The 20846-nt window shown below is 62.7% G+C and carries 16 protein-coding genes and 5 tRNA genes; 15 read left to right on the top strand and 6 right to left on the bottom strand.

What is annotated here, in order from left to right:
• Positions 1-56 precede the first annotated feature (56 nt).
• The 6 genes from aruF (at position 57) to astE (ending at position 6329) form a co-directional block, all read left to right on the top strand.
• A complete protein-coding gene (gene aruF, locus Q6A47_RS04590) occupies positions 57-1076 on the top strand; it encodes an arginine/ornithine succinyltransferase subunit alpha (RefSeq protein ID WP_116888677.1) in 1020 nt (339 codons plus the stop codon).
• A 62-nt stretch (positions 1077-1138) separates the two neighbouring features.
• Entirely contained in the window at positions 1139-2170 is a 1032-nt protein-coding gene (gene astA / locus Q6A47_RS04585; RefSeq protein ID WP_039579066.1) for an arginine N-succinyltransferase, read from the top strand.
• A complete protein-coding gene (astD, locus tag Q6A47_RS04580) occupies positions 2167-3630 on the top strand; it encodes a succinylglutamate-semialdehyde dehydrogenase (protein ID WP_304483268.1) in 1464 nt (487 codons plus the stop codon). The genes astA and astD overlap by 4 nt, the downstream gene beginning before the upstream one ends.
• Before the next feature lie 23 nt (positions 3631-3653).
• Positions 3654-5003: an N-succinylarginine dihydrolase gene (astB, locus tag Q6A47_RS04575; RefSeq protein WP_116888675.1), complete on the top strand. Its 1350-nt coding sequence runs from the start codon at positions 3654-3656 to the stop codon at positions 5001-5003.
• 16 nt (positions 5004-5019) lie between these two features.
• On the top strand, positions 5020-5310 hold the full coding sequence (locus Q6A47_RS04570) for a hypothetical protein (protein ID WP_039579059.1): 291 nt from the start codon (positions 5020-5022) through the stop codon (positions 5308-5310).
• An 11-nt stretch (positions 5311-5321) separates the two neighbouring features.
• On the top strand, positions 5322-6329 hold the full coding sequence (astE, locus tag Q6A47_RS04565; protein ID WP_304483265.1) for a succinylglutamate desuccinylase: 1008 nt from the start codon (positions 5322-5324) through the stop codon (positions 6327-6329).
• Positions 6330-6333: 4 nt separating this feature from the next.
• Here the strand turns inward: astE and Q6A47_RS04560 are convergent, their stop codons facing one another.
• Positions 6334-7524 (bottom strand): M91 family zinc metallopeptidase, encoded by a 1191-nt coding sequence (locus tag Q6A47_RS04560; protein WP_304483263.1) that lies wholly within the window; start codon positions 7522-7524, stop codon positions 6334-6336.
• Positions 7525-7882: 358 nt separating this feature from the next.
• Here Q6A47_RS04560 and alaS point away from each other — a divergent pair, with 358 nt between their 5' ends.
• The 8 genes from alaS to mgtE all read left to right on the top strand — a co-directional run bounded on the left by alaS (position 7883) and on the right by mgtE (position 14635).
• Positions 7883-10507, top strand: coding sequence for an alanine--tRNA ligase (alaS, locus tag Q6A47_RS04555; RefSeq protein ID WP_039579051.1), 2625 nt, complete (start codon positions 7883-7885; stop codon positions 10505-10507).
• Positions 10508-10594: 87 nt separating this feature from the next.
• Positions 10595-11830, top strand: a complete 1236-nt coding sequence (locus tag Q6A47_RS04550) for an aspartate kinase (protein ID WP_116888672.1) — start codon at positions 10595-10597, stop codon at positions 11828-11830.
• A 170-nt stretch (positions 11831-12000) separates the two neighbouring features.
• Complete coding sequence (gene csrA, locus Q6A47_RS04545) at positions 12001-12189, top strand: carbon storage regulator CsrA (protein WP_003254503.1); 189 nt, start codon at positions 12001-12003, stop codon at positions 12187-12189.
• 72 nt (positions 12190-12261) lie between these two features.
• Positions 12262-12352: transfer RNA gene (locus Q6A47_RS04540), tRNA-Ser, on the top strand.
• A gap of 106 nt (positions 12353-12458) precedes the next feature.
• Positions 12459-12535 (top strand) — tRNA-Arg (locus Q6A47_RS04535).
• Positions 12536-12607: 72 nt separating this feature from the next.
• Positions 12608-12684, top strand: a tRNA-Arg gene (locus Q6A47_RS04530).
• A gap of 88 nt (positions 12685-12772) precedes the next feature.
• Positions 12773-12849: transfer RNA gene (locus Q6A47_RS04525), tRNA-Arg, on the top strand.
• A 343-nt stretch (positions 12850-13192) separates the two neighbouring features.
• Positions 13193-14635: a magnesium transporter gene (gene mgtE / locus Q6A47_RS04520; RefSeq protein WP_039579015.1), complete on the top strand. Its 1443-nt coding sequence runs from the start codon at positions 13193-13195 to the stop codon at positions 14633-14635.
• 63 nt (positions 14636-14698) lie between these two features.
• Here mgtE and Q6A47_RS04515 read toward each other — a convergent pair whose 3' ends face one another.
• Positions 14699-15025, bottom strand: coding sequence for an Arc family DNA-binding protein (locus Q6A47_RS04515; RefSeq protein ID WP_029613963.1), 327 nt, complete (start codon positions 15023-15025; stop codon positions 14699-14701).
• 622 nt (positions 15026-15647) lie between these two features.
• Here Q6A47_RS04515 and Q6A47_RS04510 point away from each other — a divergent pair.
• A tRNA-Arg gene (locus Q6A47_RS04510) sits at positions 15648-15719 on the top strand.
• Positions 15720-15796: 77 nt separating this feature from the next.
• Here the strand turns inward: Q6A47_RS04510 and lpdA are convergent.
• The 4 genes from lpdA to Q6A47_RS04490 are packed head-to-tail and all read right to left on the bottom strand — an operon-like array spanning position 15797 to position 20749.
• A complete protein-coding gene (gene lpdA, locus Q6A47_RS04505) occupies positions 15797-17176 on the bottom strand; it encodes a dihydrolipoyl dehydrogenase (protein WP_304483258.1) in 1380 nt (459 codons plus the stop codon).
• Between the two features lie 2 nt (positions 17177-17178).
• A complete protein-coding gene (locus Q6A47_RS04500) occupies positions 17179-18459 on the bottom strand; it encodes a dihydrolipoamide acetyltransferase family protein (protein WP_304483257.1) in 1281 nt (426 codons plus the stop codon).
• A complete protein-coding gene (locus tag Q6A47_RS04495; protein WP_039579008.1) occupies positions 18460-19515 on the bottom strand; it encodes an alpha-ketoacid dehydrogenase subunit beta in 1056 nt (351 codons plus the stop codon).
• A 1-nt stretch (position 19516) separates the two neighbouring features.
• A complete protein-coding gene (locus Q6A47_RS04490) occupies positions 19517-20749 on the bottom strand; it encodes a 3-methyl-2-oxobutanoate dehydrogenase (2-methylpropanoyl-transferring) subunit alpha (RefSeq protein ID WP_039579006.1) in 1233 nt (410 codons plus the stop codon).
• Positions 20750-20846 lie beyond the last annotated feature (97 nt).

Raw genomic sequence — 20846 nt, 5'->3', positions numbered from 1 at the left:
TACCCGCCGATTTTCCGTGCCGACCCGTTCGGCCCGTATTCCTGAGGAGTGACACCATGCTGGTGATGCGCCCCGCGCAAATGGCGGACCTGAACGAAGTGCAGCGCATGGCTGCCGACAGCCCCATTGGTGTCACTTCGCTGCCCGATGATGCCGGGCGCCTGGGCGACAAGATCGCCGCTTCGGAAACCTCCTTCGCCGCCGAAGTCAGTTTCAATGGCGAGGAAAGCTACTTCTTCGTGCTCCAGGACAGCGTCACCGGCAAGCTGGCCGGCTGCTCGGCCATCGTCGCCTCGGCGGGCTATTCCGAGCCGTTCTACAGCTTTCGCAACGAGACCTTCGTGCACGCGTCGCGCGAGCTGAAGATCCACAACAAGATCCACGTCCTGTCGCTGTGCCATGACCTTACCGGTAACAGCCTGCTGACCAGCTTCTATGTGCTGCCTGAACTGGTCGACAGCGGCTGGGCCGAACTGAATTCGCGAGGACGCCTGCTGTTCATGGCGTCGCATCCGGAGCGCTTTGCCGAGTCGGTGGTGACCGAGATCGTCGGCTACAGCGACGAGCAGGGCGAGTCGCCGTTCTGGGACTCGATCGGGCGCAACTTCTTCGACCTCAACTACGCCGACGCCGAACGCCTGTGCGGCCTGAAGAGCCGTACCTTCCTCGCCGAGCTGATGCCGCACTACCCGATCTACGTGCCATTGCTGCCCGACCGCGCCCAGGAAGCGATGGGCCAGGTCCACCCGCGGGCGCAGATCACCTTCGACATCCTGATGCGCGAGGGCTTCGAAACCGAGCACTACATCGACATCTTCGATGGCGGGCCGACCCTGCATGCGCGCACCTCGGCCATTCGTTCGATCGCCCAGAGCCGCGTGGTGCCGGTCAGGCTCGACGATACGCCGATCAAAGGTGGACGCCCGTACCTGGTGTGCAATGGTCAGTTGCAGGACTATCGCGCCGTGTTGCTGGAGCTGGACTGGGTGCCGGGCAAGCCGCTGGTGCTGAGCAATGAAGCGGCCGACGCCCTGGGCGTTGGCGAAGGTGGCAGTGTCCGTGTGGTTGCCGCCTGAGCCGAGCGCTCGCCGGCAGGCGCGATTCGCGGCAGGCACAGGCCGCCGCACAAGGAGATAGCATGATCGTTCGTCCCGTACGCAGCAGCGATTTACCCGCGCTGATCGAACTGGCTCGCAGCACCGGCAACACCGGACTGACCACGTTTCCGGCCAACGAAGAGCGCCTGGCCAGGCGGGTTGGCTGGGCCGAGAAGAGCTTCAGTGGCGAAGCCGCGCGCGGCGACACCGACTACCTGTTCGTGCTCGAGAACGACGAGGGCCTGGTGGTCGGCATCAGTGCCATCGCTGGCGCCGTCGGTCTGCGTGAGCCCTGGTACAACTACCGGGTCGGCTTGACCGTGAGCGCCTCCCGCGAGCTGGACATCTATCGCGAAATTCCCACCCTGTTCCTGGCCAACGACCTGACCGGCAACGCCGAACTGTGTTCGTTGTTCCTGCGCAGCGACTACCGTAACGGGCGCAACGGCCACTTGCTGTCCAAATCGCGGATGCTGTTCATCGCCGAGTACCCGCAACTGTTCGGCAAGAAGATCATGGCGGAGATGCGCGGCATGGCGGATGCGCATGGCCGTTCGCCGTTCTGGGAAAGTCTGGGTCGGCATTTCTTCAAGATGGAGTTCAGTCAGGCTGATTACCTCACCGGGGTGGGCAACCGGGCCTTCATCGCCGAGCTGATGCCCAAGTTCCCGCTGTACACCTGCTTCTTGTCCGAGGCAGCGCGCAGCGTTATCGGCCGCGTGCACCCGGACACCGAACCTGCGCTGGCGATGCTCGAGCGCGAAGGGTTCGCCTATCAGGGTTATGTAGACATCTTCGATGCGGGTCCGGCGATCGAATGCGAGACCCAGCGTATCCGCGCCGTGCGCGACAGTGAAACCTTGGTGCTGGCCGTCGGCACGCCGGGCGAGGACGCCACGCCCTACATCATCCATAACCGCAAGCGCGAAGACTGCCGCATCACCGCCGCGCCGGCACGCCTGGCGGCAGGCACCCTGGTGGTCGATGCACTGACCGCCAAACGGCTGCGTCTGGGCGTTGGCGACAGTGTCCGCGCCGTGCCGCTGAGTGCGCCCCGGGAGGTTCAGGCATGACCACGCATTTCATCGCTGGCCAGTGGCAGCCCGGTCACGGCCAGGCGCTGCAGTCGCTCGATCCGGTGAGCCAGGCGCTGCTCTGGGAAGGTCAGGGCGCCACCGCCGATCAGGTCGATGCGGCCGTTGAGGCGGCGCGCTCGGCATTCCCCGGCTGGGCGCAGCGTAGCCTGGAGGCCCGCCTCGCAGTATTGGAGGCTTTCGCCGAACAGCTCAAGACGCGCGCCGACGAATTGGCTCGCTGCATCGGTCAGGAGACCGGCAAGCCGCTGTGGGAGTCGGCGACCGAAGTCACCAGCATGATCAATAAAGTGGCGATCTCGGTGCAGAGTTATCGTGAGCGCACCGGCGAGAAAAGCAGCCCCCTTGCCGATGCCACCGCCGTGCTGCGGCACAAGCCCCACGGCGTGGTCGCGGTGTTCGGGCCGTACAACTTTCCGGGCCATCTGCCCAATGGGCATATCGTGCCGGCGTTGTTGGCCGGTAACTGCGTGGTGTTCAAACCCAGTGAGCTGACGCCCAAGGTCGCCGAATTGACCGTGCAGTGCTGGATCGCCGCGGGTCTGCCCAACGGCGTGCTCAATCTGGTGCAAGGCGCGCGCGACACGGGTGTTGCGCTGGCGGCCCACCCCGGCCTCGACGGGCTGTTCTTCACGGGCTCGAGCCGTACCGGCACCGTGCTGCATCAGCAATTCGCCGGGCGTGCGGACAAGATCCTGGCGCTGGAGATGGGCGGCAACAACCCGCTGCTGGTGGATCAGGTCAAGGACCTGGAGGCAGCGGTCTACACCATCATTCAGTCGGCCTTCATCACTGCCGGCCAGCGCTGCACCTGCGCACGACGCCTGTTGGTACCGCAGGGGACGTGGGGTGATCGGCTGCTGGCGCGACTGGTCGAGGTGTGCGGCCAGTTGCGGGTCGGCGCTTTCGATGCTCAGCCGGCGCCCTTCATGGGCTCGGTAATTTCCCTGGACGCGGCGCGCGCGCTGTTGGCGGCGCAGGCTGACCTGCTGGCCAAGGGCGGCACGGCGCTGCTCTCGATGACCCAACCGCAGGATGGCGCGGCCTTGCTGACCCCAGGCATCGTCGATGTGACCGCCGTGGCCGAGCGCCCTGACGAGGAGTTTTTCGGTCCGCTGCTGCAGGTGATTCGCTATGACGATTTCGAGTCGGCGATCGATGAGGCCAACAACACGCAGTTCGGCCTGGCGGCCGGCCTGTTGTCCGATTCGCACGCCCGTTACCAGCACTTCTGGCTGCGCAGCCGCGCCGGCATCGTCAACTGGAACAAACAGCTGACCGGCGCGGCCAGCAGCGCCCCCTTCGGTGGCGTGGGCGCCAGCGGCAACCATCGCGCCAGCGCCTACTACGCCGCCGACTATTGTGCCTATCCCGTGGCATCGCTGGAGACCGCCAGCCTTGCTCTGCCGGCGACCCTGACGCCGGGTGTGACGCTATGACAACAGGTCTCGGAGCCGAGCCGATGAAAGCCCATGAAGTGAATTTCGATGGCCTGGTGGGGCCGACCCACAACTATGGTGGCCTGTCCTACGGCAACGTGGCCTCGCAGAGCAACAGCCAGCAGCACTCCAACCCGCGAGAGGCTGCGCGTCAGGGCCTGGCCAAGATGAAGGCGCTGATGGACATGGGCTTCAAGCAGGGCGTGCTCGCCCCGCAGGAGCGCCCGGACGTGGCCGCCTTGCGCCGCTTGGGGTTCGCTGGCAGCGACGCCGAGGTCATCCGACGCGCTGCGCGCGAGGCGATGCCATTGCTGGTCGCCAGTTGTTCGGCGTCGAGCATGTGGGTGGCCAATGCCGCCACGGTCAGCCCGAGCGCCGACACCGCCGATGGGCGTGTGCACTTCACCGCAGCCAACCTCAACTGCAAGTATCACCGCAGCATCGAGCACCCGACCACCAGCCGCGTTTTGGCGGCGATGTTCGCCGACGCGAAGCACTTCGTCCATCACCCGGCGCTGCCTGCGGTGGCGCAGTTCGGTGACGAAGGCGCGGCCAACCACACGCGGTTTTGCCGCGACTACGGCGAGCCGGGAGTGGAATTCTTCGTCTATGGCCGCAGCGCGTTCGACAGCCGTTATCCGTCTCCGCAGAAGTACCCGGCACGCCAGACTCTGGAAGCGTCGCAGGCGGTGGCGCGGCTGCACGGCCTCAGCGCCGATGGCGTGGTCTACGCTCAACAGAATCCGACGGTGATCGACCAGGGCGTATTCCACAACGACGTGATCGCGGTGGGTAATGGCCAAGTGCTGTTCCACCACCAAGACGCCTTTCTCGACAGCGATGCGGTGCTCGGCCAGTTGCAGACCAAGCTGGCGGCCAGGGGGGGGCAGTTCCAGGCCATCGCGGTGCCGCGCTCGGCGGTGACGGTGGAAGATGCCGTCCGCTCTTACCTGTTCAACAGCCAATTGCTGTCACGCGACGACGGCTCCATGGTGCTGGTGGTGCCCGAGGAGTGCCGCAACAATGAGCGGGTGTGGCAGTACCTGCAGCAGCTCACTGCGCAGCAGGGCGTGATCCAGGAGGTCAAGGTGTTCGACCTCAAGCAGAGCATGCGCAACGGCGGCGGCCCGGCATGCCTGCGTTTGCGTGTGGCGCTCAAAGAACATGAGTTGGCGGCGGTCAACCCAGGCGTGATACTCACCGCGCCGCTGTATGAACGTTTGCTGCAGTGGGTGGATACGCATTATCGCGATCGCCTGGCCGACGCCGACCTGGCCGACCCGCAACTGCTCGATGAATGCCGTACGGCACTGGACGAGCTGACCCGGATCCTGAACCTGGGTAGTGTCTACCCGTTTCAATACCAACCTTGATAGAGAGTACCTTGTGATGTCCGATGCCCTGCGCCTGATCCTGGAAGATGAAGACGGCACCCAACTGGAAACCTCCTGCACACGCTTTGCGGTGATGTGGCAAGGCAAGGAGGTGTGGATCCAGCAGGATGGTCGCGGCCAGTTGCTGATCGGCGTCGACGTGGAGGAGGGCGATGCTGAATACGCCAACCTGCTGCTGCGCCCGATGGCCACCAACCTGGTCAGCCTGCAACTGGAGATGGAACCCGCCGAGGTCGACGAAGACGACGATCACGTGCACGGCCCCGACTGCGGCCACCAACACTAAGGAAGCGCCCTATGCTCGCCCTCGGCAAACTGCTTGAGTTGACCCTCACCGATCATGAACCGGCCGAGAAGACCCAGGTGACGTCCCGGGGCGTGCGTCTGCGTTGGCTGGGCGAGGGGGCGCTGGAAGTGCGTCCGCCCGAAGGCGAGGACTGCGGGCTTGATCTGCTGGTTTCGGCAGGTATTCACGGCAACGAGACTGCGCCGATCGAGCTGCTCGAGCGGTTACTGCACGGCGTTGCCAGTGGCACCCTGATACCCCGTGCGCGGGTGTTGTTTTTGTTTGGCAATCCGGCTGCGATCCGCAAGGGCGAGCGCTTCGTGGAGCAGGACATCAATCGCCTGTTCAACGGTCGCCATGCCCTGTCCAGCGGTTTCGAGGCATTGCGTGCGGCCGAGCTGGAGCAGTTTGCCCGCGTTTTCTTCGCTACACCTGGCCGCCAGCGCCTGCATTACGATCTGCACACCGCCATTCGCGGCTCGAAGATCGAGCAGTTCGCCTTGTATCCATTCAAGGAAGGTAGGCTGCATTCACGTGAACAACTCGCGCGATTGGCAGCGGCCGGTATCGAGGCGGTGCTGTTGCAGAGCAAGTCGTCGATCACCTTCAGCGCTTTCACCTACGAACAGCTCGATGCTGAAGCCTTCACCCTGGAGCTGGGCAAGGCGCGGCCGTTCGGGCAGAACGCGCCGGTCAACCTCGACCGGCTCGAGCAGCGCCTGATTCAGCTCATCGAACACGCCGAACCAGAGGCTGCGCAGAGCCTTGAGAACCTCAAGCTGTTCCGAGTCGCCCGCGAGGTCATCAAGCACAGTGACAACTTCCGCCTTCACTTGCCGCCGGACATCGAGAATTTTTCGCCGCTGCCGCAAGGCTACCTGCTGGCTGACGATATCGCCCAGACCCGCTGGGTGGTCGACGAGCAGGATGCTCGGATCATCTTTCCCAACCCCAAGGTGCGTAATGGGCTGCGTGCCGGCCTCCTGGTGGTGCCGGATGCTGGGCAGCAGTTGGGTTAGGTTGTTACGGGTAGCTCAATCGCGGTGGCAGCCCCAGTTCGAAGCGTAGGGCATTTTCATTGAAAGGCGGCGGATTGGTGTCGGTGTCCGGGGTAGTGGGATCGTCGTCGTAATCGAATATGGACCCTGGGTTGTCGAGCCCGACCGCCAACCGCTCGACGTTGTCCGTCACGCTTCCGGTGGCGTAGTTCCAGGCATGGCACAGCTCGTGGTACAGCATGACCAACGACGGTGTATCCAGACGCTGCGCCAACGGGTTGTAGTGGACCTCGCAGTCGCGTAGGCGATCGCCGCGAACCCCATCGCGCATACGTGGATCGCCCAGATTCAAATCGTAACTCGCGAAGGCATTGTCCAGCGCCTCGCAGGGCTTGATCGTTATGGTCATCTGTTGCGCTACCAGTCGATCAAGCAACACCGAGGCGCTTGGGCTGGCTCTGAGCATTGTCAGTTGACGCGTGACCTGGTCGACGTAGTGTGCATCGCCCTTGATCTTGAAGGCGGCCACGTATTCAGGCGGCAGTTGGGCATCCTGGAGTGGGTACAGCAAGGGCGCGCTGAAGCCACTCTCGGCGATGATGCGCGCAGGGTCGCCGTAAATCCGATCATCCTGTTTGCCGGTGCTCACTCGGTTGCTGCCGTGCAGCGCTTCGAGTGTGCCCTTGCCAGCCTCGACCTCAAGGCAGTCCTCGCCAGGGCCTGCGTAGAGCAGGCTGTATGCGGCGCCGCTACGCAGTACATCGTTGCCGGCGCCACCGTCGATCTCTACCTGCCTGAGCCCTTGCACAAAGACGCGGTCATCACCGCCTCCGGCGTCCACCATCACTGAGCCGGCATCCAGTGCTTGCGCGTCCGGCTCAGGGCCGTGCACCTGTATGTCGTCGTTACCGTCGCCGCTCTCGATCACCGTGTGCCGGTCCAGGCTGGACTCGACGATCACCTGATCGTCGCCATCGCCAGTACGTACCCGCACGGTATCGTGCGCTGCCAGCGCCAGGGTGCAGGTGACGTCGCGCCAGAGCAACGCAAGTCCTTCGGGGCAGTGGCGCACAATCAGGTTGCAGCCTTGGTCGAGCACCTCGATCAGCAACTGTCGGCTTTGGCGAGTGATCGTCAGCGGCCCGCTGCGATAGGGCAGGTTCTGCACGACTGAGACGCCGGAGGGATCTTCGATTCTAATTTCGTCCGGTGACATGGAGCGCTTCCTATAAGAACGATGGAAGTCGCATCTTGGCGCCTGATCCGCCTTTGCCAAGGCTATGTGCTTACCACCTGGCGCTGCTGACAGGTGGATGAACAGGATTTAATCCATGTGCCGTTTTCTTTTGCGCGCAGATGCGCGGTAATTGGCTTGTCAGTGGCCAAAGCGACGATTTAGCATCCGCCGATGCCGTTTTTACCGCCGCGAGCCCGAAAATACTCAGGATTACCGGTTTGCATCGCATAAACACACTGCACCTTGCCTGCAGGACCGATATAATGCGGCCCTTTGCCGTCGTTTCGTCGATCCGACGCGTTAGCCAAAAACGGCCGCCGTTTCCGTGGAAGAACCTATGAAAAGCGCAGAAATCCGTGAAGCCTTCCTTCGCTTCTTCGAAGAGCAGGGCCACACCCGAGTTGCCTCCAGCTCGCTGATCCCGGGCAACGACCCGACCCTGCTGTTCACCAACGCCGGCATGAACCAGTTCAAGGACTGCTTCCTCGGTCAGGAAAAGCGCGCCTACACCCGCGCAGTGAGCAGCCAGAAATGCGTGCGTGCCGGCGGCAAGCACAACGACCTGGAAAACGTCGGCTATACCGCGCGGCACCATACCTTCTTCGAAATGCTGGGCAACTTCAGCTTCGGTGACTACTTCAAGCGCGACGCCATCACCTTCGCCTGGACCTTCCTCACGTCCGAGCAGTGGCTGAACCTGCCCAAGGACAAGCTCTGGGTCACCGTCTACGCGAGCGACGACGAAGCCTACGACATCTGGACCAAAGAGGTCGGCGTGCCGGCAGAGCGCATGGTGCGCATCGGTGACAACAAAGGCGCCCCTTACGCTTCCGACAACTTCTGGACCATGGGCGATACCGGCCCATGCGGCCCGTGCACCGAGATCTTCTTCGACCACGGGCCGGACATCTGGGGTGGCCCGCCCGGCTCGCCAGAAGAAGACGGTGACCGCTACATCGAGATCTGGAACAACGTCTTCATGCAGTTCAACCGTACGGCCGACGGCGTGCTGCATCCGCTGCCAGCGCCTTCGGTAGACACCGGTATGGGCCTGGAGCGCATCAGTGCGGTCATGCAGCACGTGCACTCGAACTACGAGATCGACCTGTTCCAGAACCTGCTCGCCGCGGCCGCCAAGGCCATCGGTTGCAGCAACGACGAGCAGCCGTCGCTCAAGGTCGTGGCCGACCATATCCGCTCCTGCGGCTTCCTCATCGCCGACGGCGTGCTGCCCTCCAACGAGGGGCGTGGCTATGTGCTGCGTCGCATCATTCGCCGCGCCTGCCGTCACGGCAACAAGCTCGGCGCCAAGGGCAGCTTCTTCCACCTGATCGTCGCGGCCCTGGTCGCCGAAATGGGCGAGGCCTTCCCCGAGCTCAAGGGCCAACAGGCGCATATCGAGCGCGTGCTCAAGACCGAAGAAGAGCAGTTCGCCAAAACGCTCGAGCAGGGTCTGCGCATCTTGGAGCAGGATCTGGCGCAGTTGCAGGGCAAGGTCGTGCCGGGCGATGTGGTGTTCAAGCTCTATGACACCTACGGTTTCCCCATGGACCTGACCGCCGACATCGCCCGCGAGCGCGAGTTGACCATCGACGAAGCCGGCTTCGAGCGCGAGATGGACGCCCAGCGCGAGCGCGCCCGCTCGGCCAGCGCCTTCGGCATGGACTACAACAGCCTGGTCAAGGTCGACACCGCCACCGAGTTCCTCGGTTACGAAGCGACCTACGGCGAAGGCAAGGTCATTGCGCTGTACAAGGACGGTCAGTCGGTCGATCAGTTGGGTGAAGGCGAGGAGGGTGTGGTGGTGCTCGACCGCACGCCGTTCTACGCCGAATCCGGTGGCCAGATCGGTGATGCCGGCTATCTGCAGTCCGGCGCCGTGCGCTTCGATGTGCGCGATACCACCAAGACCGGCGGGGCTTTCCTGCACCATGGCGTTGTCGCCAGCGGTGCGCTGCTGATCGGCGCGCCTGTCCAGGCCCATGTCGATGCCGACGTGCAGCACGCCACCTCGCTTAACCACTCTGCCACTCACTTGCTGCACGAAGCGTTGCGCCGGGTGCTGGGCGATCACGTGCAGCAAAAGGGCTCGCTGGTCGACAGTCAGCGCCTGCGGTTCGACTTCAGCCACTTCGAGGCGGTCAAGCCGGAACAGATCAAGGTGCTGGAAGACATCGTCAATGCCGAGATCCGTCGCAACACCGAAGTCACCACTGAACTGACCGATATCGACACCGCCAAGCGCAAGGGCGCCATGGCCTTGTTCGGTGAAAAGTACGGCGATACGGTGCGTGTGCTGACCATGGGCGGCGACTTCTCGGTGGAACTGTGCGGCGGTATCCACGCCAAGCGTACCGGCGACATCAGCCTGTTCAAGATCGTCAGCGAAGGTGGGGTGGCCTCCGGCGTGCGCCGTATCGAGGCGATCACCGGCGCGGCGGCGCTGGCCTGGCTGAACGCGGCCGAAGAGCAGGTCAAGGAAGCTGCGCAACTGGTCAAGGGCAACCGCGACAACCTGATCGACAAGCTGTCGGCTGTGCTGGAGCGCAACCGTCAGTTGGAGAAGCAACTCGAGCAGTTGCAGGCCAAGGCCGCCAGCGCCGCAGGGGACGATCTCTCCAATGCGGCCGTTGAGGTCAAGGGTGCCAAGGTGCTTGCCGCCCGTCTTGATGGGCAGGATGGCAAGGCGCTGCTGGCGCTCGTCGATCAGTTGAAGAACAAGCTCGGCCACGCAGTGATCCTGCTGGGCAGCGAGCATGAGGGCAAGGTCGTGCTGGTGGCCGGCGTGACCAAGGACCTCTCCAGCCAACTCAAGGCTGGCGACCTGATGAAACAGGCCGCTGCGGCGGTCGGCGGCAAGGGTGGTGGCCGTCCGGACATGGCTCAGGGTGGTGGCGTCGACGTCGCCGCGCTGGATCAGGCCCTGGCACTGGCCGTGCCGTTCGCCGAGCAGGGGCTTTGAGAGGAAGCGGCCGCGGGCATGACTGCCAGCGGCCGCTTCGGCAAGGATTGATTACTGGGTGCCCTTCGTGGGCTGAGGCACTTTGAAATGGCGTTGATCGTACAGAAATTTGGCGGCACCTCCGTCGGCTCAATCGAGCGGATCGAGCAGGTGGCCGACAAGGTCAAGAAACACCGCGAAGCCGGCGACGACCTGGTGGTTGTTCTGTCGGCCATGAGTGGGGAAACCAACCGTCTGATCGACCTGGCCAAGCAAGTCAGCGACCAATTGGTGCCCCGCGAACTGGACGTGATCGTTTCGACCGGCGAGCAGGTGACTATCGCATTGCTGGCCATGGCCTTGATCAAGCGGGGCGTGCCGGCGGTGTCCTATACCGGCAACCAGGTGCGCATCCTCACCGACAGTTCGCACAACAAAGCGCGCATCCTGCAGATCGACGATCAGAAGATTCGCGCCGACCTCAAGGAAGGCAAGGTGGTCGTTGTCGCCGGTTTCCAAGGTGTCGACGAGCAAGGCAACATCACGACCCTCGGTCGTGGCGGCTCCGATACCACTGGCGTTGCCCTGGCCGCGGCGCTGGGTGCGCAGGAGTGCCAGATCTACACCGACGTCGACGGTGTCTACACCACCGACCCGCGTGTTGTGCCGCAGGCGCGCCGCCTGGAGAAGATCACCTTCGAAGAGATGCTGGAAATGGCCAGCCTCGGCTCCAAGGTGTTGCAGATCCGCTCGGTGGAGTTCGCCGGCAAATACAACGTTCCGCTGCGCGTGCTGCACAGCTTCAAGGAGGGTCCGGGTACCCTCATTACCATCGATGAAGAGGAATCCATGGAACAGCCGATCATTTCCGGTATCGCCTTCAACCGTGATGAGGCCAAGCTGACCATTCGTGGTGTGCCGGATACCCCGGGTGTCGCCTTCAAGATCCTCGGCCCGATCAGCGCGGCGAACATCGAAGTCGACATGATCGTGCAGAACGTTTCCCACGATAACACCACCGACTTCACCTTCACCGTGCACCGTAACGAGTACGAGAAGGCGCTCAGCGTCCTGGAAAACACTGCGCGCGAGATCGGTGCCCGGGAAGTAATCGGCGACACCAAGATCGCCAAGGTGTCGATCGTCGGTGTAGGCATGCGCTCCCACGCCGGTGTGGCCAGTCGCATGTTCGAGGCCCTGGCCAAGGAAAGCATCAACATCCAGATGATCTCCACGTCTGAGATCAAGGTCTCGGTGGTGATCGAGGAGAAGTACCTGGAGTTGGCCGTGCGTGCGCTGCACACCGCGTTCGAGCTCGATGCGCCTGCCCGACAGAGCGAGTGACGCATTGCCCGCAGGGGCGCGGCCGATGCCGCGCCCTTCGTGTTTCTGGCTGGCTGGCGGGTTACTGTCCTTTTCCTGCCTGACAGCCGACAAGGGCGCCGGATCTTCCCGTCCGGCGCCCTGATCCCAACAGACTGTTGTCCCTGAATGAATTGCGTGAGGAGAAAGCTATGTTGATTCTGACTCGTCGGTGCGCCGAGAGCCTGATCATTGGAGACGGTGAGATCACCGTGACCGTCCTGGGTGTGAAAGGTAACCAGGTGCGTATCGGTGTGAGCGCCCCTAAAGAAGTGGCCGTTCACCGCGAGGAAATCTACCTGCGGATCAAGAAAGAGAAGGACGAAGAACCAAGCCTTTAATTTTTATCGGTTTTTTTTCAAAAAAAGGTTTGCAAACGGGGAAGGGTCTGGTTAATATACGCCCCGTGTTGCGGTGAGGTGGCCGAGTGGCCGAAGGCGCTCCCCTGCTAAGGGAGTATACCTCATAAGGGTATCGGGGGTTCGAATCCCCCCTTCACCGCCATTTTTTGTGTAGGGCGCTGTAGCAGGTCAAGATGCTAAGTCGTTGAAATTAAACGAAATAGTACTTGGCAAAATGATTCAGCGAACTATAATGCGCGGCAAGACACGGACTCATAGCTCAGCTGGATAGAGTACTCGGCTACGAACCGAGCGGTCGGAGGTTCGAATCCTCCTGAGTCCGCCATACAATGAGGCGGTTTTCCTAGGAAAGCGCACCATTCAACCAGTGGTAATCTGGTCTAAAACTACCAACTGTGGACTCATAGCTCAGCTGGATAGAGTACTCGGCTACGAACCGAGCGGTCGGAGGTTCGAATCCTCCTGAGTCCGCCACTTTATGAAGTGGTTTTGCTTGCCGAAAGGCTTTTCAGTGAAGCCAAGTCAAAAACCAGTGGTAACCTGGTCTAAAATTACCAACCACGGACTCATAGCTCAGCTGGATAGAGTACTCGGCTACGAACCGAGCGGTCGGAGGTTCGAATCCTCCTGAGTCCGCCACACCCAAAAAGCCCGCTCACTGTAGCGGGCTTTTTCATGTCTGTCGTTCGGTGCTGCAGTCTGCAGGGCGTCGGTGCCCGCGATGTGATTTTTCACTGCGCGACGCCGTCGCACTGTAGGCTTCGAGCATTGTCAGAGCTTTAACGCGCAAACGATTGTTACAACCAAAAATTTAAGCGATCACCTGGCTCGACCCGTGTATGATTGCGCCCGTCAGCCCCGCCGGGGCTTGTGGAATACCACCATGGACTTACCCAGTAGTTACTCCTTACTGATTCTTGCCAAGCCAGATCTGACCGATTGATTCTCCCGGCGCGCCCACTGCTGGGAGTGGAGTTCGCCTATGACCGAAGTCGAAGTAAAGAAAGTTCAAGAAAGCCTGCAGGATCGTCTGGCTCAGGTGATCGAGCTGCTGCAGCGCCAACGTCTGGTCGAAGACCTGACCCACCGCCAGGAAGGTCAGCACAACGACCTGGTGGAAAACCTCGTCCACCGGCAGAACCTGGTCGAGCTGCAACGCAAGCTCGATGATCTGCACCCCGCCGATATCGCCTACATCCTTGAAGCCTTGCCGCTGGAAGACCGTCTGACGGTCTGGCAGTTGGTGCGCTCGGATCGCGATGGCGACATTCTCCTGGAAGTCTCCGACGCTGTGCGCCAGACGCTGATCGCCGACATGGACGATCACGAGCTGCTCGCTGCCGCCAAGGAGATGGATGCCGACGAACTGGCTGACCTTGCGCCAGAGCTGCCTCGCGACGTTGTTCATGAGCTGATGGAGAGCCTCGACGCCCAGCAGCGCGAGCGCGTGCGCTCGGCGTTGAGCTACGACGAGGAGCAAGTCGGTGCGCTGATGGACTTCGAGATGGTCACCATCCGCGAAGACGTCAGCCTTGAGGTGGTGCTGCGTTACCTGCGCCGGCTCAAAGAGCTGCCTGGCCACACCGACAAACTGTTCGTGGTCGATCAGGGCGGCATCCTCAAAGGCGTGCTGCCCATCAAGCGCTTGCTGGTCAATGACCCGGACAAGAAAGTGGCGGAGGTCATGGCGACCGATCCGGTCAGCTTCACACCCGAAGAAGATGCTTATGATGCGGCGCAGGCCTTCGAGCGTTATGACTTGGTATCCGCCCCGGTGGTGGACAAAGGCGGGCGTCTCATTGGTCGTCTGACCATCGATGAAATGGTCGACCTGATTCGTGAGGAGAGTGAGAGCGAAGTGCTCAACATGGCCGGTCTGCGCGAGGAAGAAGATATCTTCGCTTCGGTTTGGCGTTCGTTGCGCAACCGTTGGGCATGGCTTGCAATCAACCTGATCACTGCTTTCGTCGCCTCGCGGGTGATCGGCCTGTTCGAAGGTTCGATCGAGAAGCTAGTGGCCTTGGCTGCGTTGATGCCTATCGTTGCCGGCATCGGTGGCAACTCGGGCAACCAGACCATCACCATGATCGTGCGTGCCATGGCGCTGGATCAGGTATCACCGGGTAACACGCGCCGCCTGATGCGCAAGGAGCTGGCGGTGTCGCTGCTCAATGGCCTGATCTGGGGTGGGGTGATCGGTGCGGTGGCGTTCCTGCTCTACGGCAGTTGGTCGTTGGGTGTGGTGATGACCGCAGCCATGACCCTCAACCTGTTGCTGGCGGCCTTCATGGGCGTCCTGATTCCCATGACCCTGACGCGTTTGGGGCGAGACCCTGCGATGGGCTCGAGCGTGATGATCACGGCGGTGACCGACAGCGGCGGCTTCTTCATCTTCCTGGGTCTGGCGACGCTGTTCCTGCTCTGAGGCTTTGCAGCCACCACGAAAAAAGCCAGCTTGCGCTGGCTTTTTTCGTGGGCGTTGGAAACCTCAGGAGGCGTCTGCGGCCATTTCCACATCGTGGGCGATGAGGGCGACCAGGGCATTCTGCTGGCGGTGGGTAAGCTGGCGGAAGCGTTGCAGTAGCTCGCGCTCGTGCAGCGACAACTCTGGACTATCCAGACGCATGCTCAGCTCATCGCCCAGGGCGCCTTCCTGGATAAGGCTTTGCTCCAGGCGGGCGATGATTTCGGAGTTCATGCTGCGGTGATGGTTGCGCGCTACCTCGGCAATGCGCTCACGCATCCCGTCAGGCAGGCGGACGACAAACTTGTCAGCGGTGCGGCTGGAGTAGATAGCCTGTTTCATTGGGCGCATATTAATTGACCGGTTAGTTCGGGTTCAGGGAAGCGGTTCTCAAATTGGCCGCACGGTTGTGGCTACGACCGTGGCGAGAGCAAAATGTTCAACCGTTATGATTTTGGATGCTCATCTTGCCTCAAGGTCGCCGTTTCTTTGGCGTCAATTCTGTGACAAATAGTGATCCGAATAAAGGCTTTTTGCCAGCACCAATTATCAGAAATGCGTACTGGTTTGAAAAGTTTTACACGCGATCAGTTTGCACTTAAGTCCCCATCCGGCTCAAAAGAGCTGGTAAAACCGGCAAAAGCCTAGGGAAATGACTAAAGGCCCCAAGGATCTTGCGCTGCCAGCGGACTGCCTCGACGACCTGTCACAAGCACTCCCCATCAGGCCTTCAATGCCCGACGTTGACGTTTGGACCGCGGTCACGGGAAAAATTCCCTGTCGATGCCACTAATATGCAATTAATCCCGTAGGCGTGCTGGGGAGGGGAACGGAGGAAGAGGCCGACACGCCAGGCGCCATCTTGGTCATGACAAACAGCGATGGGATGGTTAACATGCGGGCCTTGTGCGTCGCACTCGAGCTTGGTTAGCTTCTCCAAGCTACTGAATCTGCGTAGAATGCTCGCCGCGATGTCCCCTTAGTTCAACGGATAGAACAAGCCCCTCCTAAGGGTTAGATGCTGGTTCGATTCCAGCAGGGGACACATCTCTTTCTCTGGCCAGTGCGCGCCAGACCGCCAGGGCCGCCAATGCTGCAACCCCGGCCCCCCTGTCTATGCCATCAAATGTGCAACGCGTGTCCCAGCGCCCGTAGTGCAGCTTCCTGCACTGCCTCGCCGAGCGTTGGATGAGCATGGATGGTGCCGGCTACATCCTCCAGGCGCGCGCCCATCTCCAGCGATTGGGCAAAGGCTGTAGACAATTCCGACACCGCCGCCCCGACCGCCTGCCAGCCCACGATCAGATGATTGTCGCGGCGCGCCACTACCCGCACGAAGCCGCGCTTGGCCTCCAGGCTCATGGCTCGGCCATTGGCGGCGAAGGGGAACTGCGCGACGATGCAGTCCAGGCCTAGCGCCTGGGCCTGTTCCGGCGTCTTGCCGGCCACCACCACTTCCGGATCGGTGAAGCACACCGCAGCAATGGCGGCGGGTTCGAATCGCCGCGCCTTGCCGGCGATCAGCTCGGCCACCATTTCGCCCTGGGCCATGGCTCGGTGTGCGAGCATCGGCTCGCCTGCCACATCGCCGATGACCCAGACGTTACGCATGCTGGTCTGGCAGCGTTCGTCGATGGCGACAGCCGCCCCGTTCATGGTCAAGGCCAGGCCTTCAAGGCCAAAGCCGTGAGTGCGCGGCCGACGCCCAACGGCCACCAGCACCTGGTCGGCCTCCAGGCGCAGCCGTTCGTCAGCCTTGGAGCGTGCCCGCAGACTGCCATCTTCATACCCCTCGACGCTGTATCCCAGGTGCAGAGCAATGCCGAGCGCCTTCAGTGATTCAGACACCGGTGCCGTGAGCTCGGCATCGTAGCTCGGCAGAATACGCTCGCGCGCCTCCACCACGCTGACTTGCGCCCCGAGCTTGCGATAGGCAATGCCCAGTTCCAGGCCAATATAGCCACCCCCGACGACCACCAGGTGTTCTGGCAGACGCTCAGGTGCCAGGGCCTCGGTGGAGGAAATGACCGGCCCGCCGAGCGGCAGCATTGGCAGTTCGACGCTGCTGGAGCCTGTTGCCAGCAGCAGGTGCTCGCACTGAATACGCTGGCCGTCGACCTCCACGTGCTTGCCGTCGAGGATCTTCGCCCAGCCATGGATGACCTGCACACCCTGCTTTTTCAGCAGGGCGGCGACGCCGCTGGTGAGGCGGTCGACGATACTGTCCTTCCATTGCACGCTACGACTGATATCCAGCTGTGGCGCCGTCACGCGGATACCCAGCGGCGAGTCGCCGCTCAGCCGGGTGGCCTGGTGGAACTGCTCAGCGACATGAATCAAGGCCTTGGACGGAATGCAGCCAACGTTCAGGCAGGTGCCGCCCAGTGCCTGGCCCTCGACCAGCACGGTCGGAATGCCCAGTTGTCCGGCGCGGATGGCCGCCACGTAGCCGCCGGGCCCGCCGCCGATGATCAGCAGGGTCGTCTCGATGATCGGTTGCATACTCACTCCACGAACAGGCAGGCGGGTTGTTCCAGCAGGCCGCGCACGGCCTGGATGAACAGCGCGGCATCCATGCCGTCGACCACACGGTGATCGAACGAGCTGGACAGGTTCATCATCTTGCGCACGACGATCTGCCCGCCGACGACCACCGGCCGCTCGACGATGCGGTTGACCCCGATGATCGCCACTTCCGGGGTATTGACCACTGGCGTGCTGACGATGCCGCCCAGGGCGCCGAGGCTGGTCAGGGTAACGGTCGAACCGGACAGCTCTTCGCGACTGGCCTTGTTGCCGCGTGCGGCCTGCGCCACGCGGGCGATCTCACTGGCGTTGTCCCACAGGCTGCCCGCCTCGGCGTGGCGTAACACCGGCACCATCAGGCCGCTGTCGCTCTGGGTGGCAATACCGACGTGAACAGCGCCGTGGCGGGTGATGAGCTGGGCTTCGTCGTCATAAGTGGCGTTGATCTGTGGGAAGTCACGCAGGGCGACCACCAACGCGCGCACCAGCAATGGCAGCAGGGTGAGTTTGCCGCGACGCTCGCCGTATTGCGCGTTGAGCTGCTGGCGCAAGGCTTCGAGCTGGGTCACGTCGACTTCTTCGACGTAACTGAAATGTGCCACTCGGCGTTTGGCGTCCTGCATGCGCTGGGCGATCTTGCGCCGCAGACCGATCACCGGCACCTGTTGGCTGTCGGTGCGTTTGCCGCAGGCGGGCGAGCGCTGACCCGCAGCGCCCTGTGGTGCGCTGATGAAGGCATCCAGGTCTTCGTGGAGAATCCGCCCGGCCGGCCCGCTGCCGTGCACGTAGCGCAACTCGATGCCGGCATCCAGCGCGCGCTTGCGCACGGCGGGGGAGGCCAGCGGTTTTTCCTGGGCTTCGCGTGGGACGATGGGCGAGGCGACCGGACCGGCTTCAGGCGTGGAAGTGCGCTCGATGGGCGGCTGTGGCGCTGCCTGGACTTCGACCTGCGCCGGCGCGACGGCGGCCGCGGACTGTTGCACCTGGCTCGGCGCGGCATCGACATGATTGCCGCTGCCTTCGACCTCGATCCGGATCAGTTCGCTGCCAACGGCCATGACCTCTCCGGGTTGCCCGCCCAAGGCCAGCACCTTGCCGCTGACCGGCGAGGGAATCTCCACCGTGGCCTTGTCGGTCATGACATCGGCCACTACCTGATCCTCGGCGATCAGGTCGCCGACCTTGACGAACCACTCCACCAGCTCGACCTGGGCGATGCCTTCGCCGATGTCCGGCATCTTGATGACGTGCGTGCCCATTCAGACCTCCATGACCCGTTTCAATGCCGCACCGACCCGCGCAGGCCCTGGGAAGTAGGCCCATTCCTGTGCGTGAGGGTAGGGTGTGTCCCAGCCGGTGACGCGTTCGATCGGTGCTTCGAGGTGATGGAAGCAGTGCTCCTGCACCAGCGACACCAGTTCGGCGCCAAAGCCGCAGGTGCGCGTGGCTTCGTGCACCACCACGCAGCGTCCGGTCTTTTTCACTGAGGCCACGATTGTGTCCAGGTCCAGCGGCCACAGGCTGCGCAAGTCGATCACCTCGGCATCGACGCCGCTCTCTTCGGCGGCCACTTGGGCCACGTAGACCGTGGTGCCGTAGGTGATCACTGTGACATCGTTGCCGGGGCGAGTGATGGCGGCCTTGTCCAGCGGCACGCGGTAGTAACCGTCGGGCACTGCGCTGTGCGGGTGCTTGGACCAAGGCGTCACCGGGCGATCGTGGTGGCCGTCGAAGGGGCCGTTGTACAGGCGCTTGGGCTCGAGGAAGATCACCGGGTCGTCGCATTCGATGGAGGCGATCAGCAGGCCCTTGGCGTCGTAGGGGTTGGACGGCATCACCGTGCGCAGGCCGCAGACCTGGGTGAACATCGCTTCCGGGCTTTGGCTATGGGTCTGGCCGCCGTAGATACCGCCGCCGCAGGGCATGCGCAGGGTCAGTGGGGAGATGAATTCGCCCGCCGAGCGATAGCGCAGGCGCGCCATCTCCGAGACGATCTGGTCGGAGGCAGGATAGAAGTAGTCGGCGAACTGGATTTCCACCACCGGGCGCAGACCATAGGCGCCCATGCCTACCGCCGTGCCGACGATGCCGCTCTCGGAGATCGGCGCGTCGAACACCCGCGACTTGCCGTACTTGGCCTGCAGGCCCTCGGTGCAGCGGAACACGCCGCCGAAGTAACCGACGTCCTGGCCATAGACGACCACGTCCTCGTCGCGTTCGAGCATGACATCCATGGCCGAGCGCAGGGCCTGGATCATGGTCAGGGTGCTGGTGGTCATGGCGTTTTCCGGGTTGATGCTGGTGTGATCGTTCATCTCAAACCCCCAGGTCCTGGCGTTGACGACGCAGGTGATCGGGCATGTCCTTGTACACGTCCTCGAACATCGAGGCGGCGCTGGGAATGTGGCCATTGGCAAGGGTGCCGAACTGCTCGGCCTCTTTCTGTGCCTTGACCACTTCGGCTTCCAGTTCGGCACTGACGGCCTGGTGCTCGTCATCGGACCAGTGCCCCGCCTTGATCAGGTGCTGCTTGAGGCGGGCGATGGGGTCGCCCAGCGGGAAGTGGCTCCAGTCGTCGGCAGGACGGTACTTGGAGGGATCGTCGGAGGTGGAATGGGGGCCGGCGCGGTAGGTGACCCACTCGATCAGGGTCGGGCCCAGGCCCCGGCGCGCACGTTCGGCGGCCCAGCGCGAAGCGGCGTAGACGGCGATGAAATCGTTGCCGTCGACCCGCAGCGAGGCGATGCCGCAGCCCACGCCGCGGCCGGCGAAGGTGGTCGATTCGCCCCCGGCGATGGCCTGGAAGGTGGAGATCGCCCACTGATTATTGACCACGTTGAGGATCACCGGCGCGCGGTAGACGTGGGCGAAGGTGAGGGCGGTGTGAAAATCGGATTCAGCCGTGGCGCCGTCGCCGATCCAGGCCGAAGCGATCTTGGTATCGCCCTTGATCGCCGAGGCCATGGCCCAGCCAACAGCCTGCACGAACTGCGTGGCCAGGTTGCCGCTGATGGTGAAGAACCCGGCCTCGCGCACCGAGTACATGATCGGCAATTGGCGGCCTTTGAGCGGATCGCGCTCGTTGGACAGCAACTGGCAGATCATGTCCACCAGCGACACGTCGCGGGCCATCAGGATGCTTTGCTGGCGGTAGGTGGGGAAGCACATGTCGCTGCGGTTCAGCGCCAGCGCCTGACCGCTGCCGATGGCTTCCTCACCCAGGCTCTGCATGTAGAAGGACATCTTCTTCTGACGCTGGGCGACCACCATGCGGCTATCGAAGATGCGCGTCTTGAGCATGGTGCGCAGGCCCTGGCGCAGCACCTGCGGGTCGATGCCCTCGGCCCAGGGACCGACGGCGTCGCCCTGTTCGTCGAGCACGCGCACCAGGCTGCCGGACAAATCGGCGGTCTCGGCGGGTTCAACGTCAATGGGTGGTTTGCGAACTTGACCGGCGTCGTTCAGGCGCAGGTAGGAAAAATCGGTCTGGCAGCCTGGCCGGCCTGTAGGCTCGGGCACATGCAGACGCAGGGGGGCGTACTCGTTCATGCTGTTTACGCTCGCTCGAATATTGTTTTTGTGAGCTTTGCAACGATCGCCGCTGAGTGCCGGCTCGTGACTGGCAGGTCAGCGTTCCCTACATCTT

Origin of the sequence: Pseudomonas boreofloridensis, assembly GCF_030580795.1 — a bacterium.
Classification (GTDB): Bacteria; Pseudomonadota; Gammaproteobacteria; order Pseudomonadales; family Pseudomonadaceae; genus Aquipseudomonas; species Aquipseudomonas boreofloridensis.
Note: the sequence above shows the minus strand (reverse complement) of the source record. Positions and strands in the feature narration are given on the sequence as shown.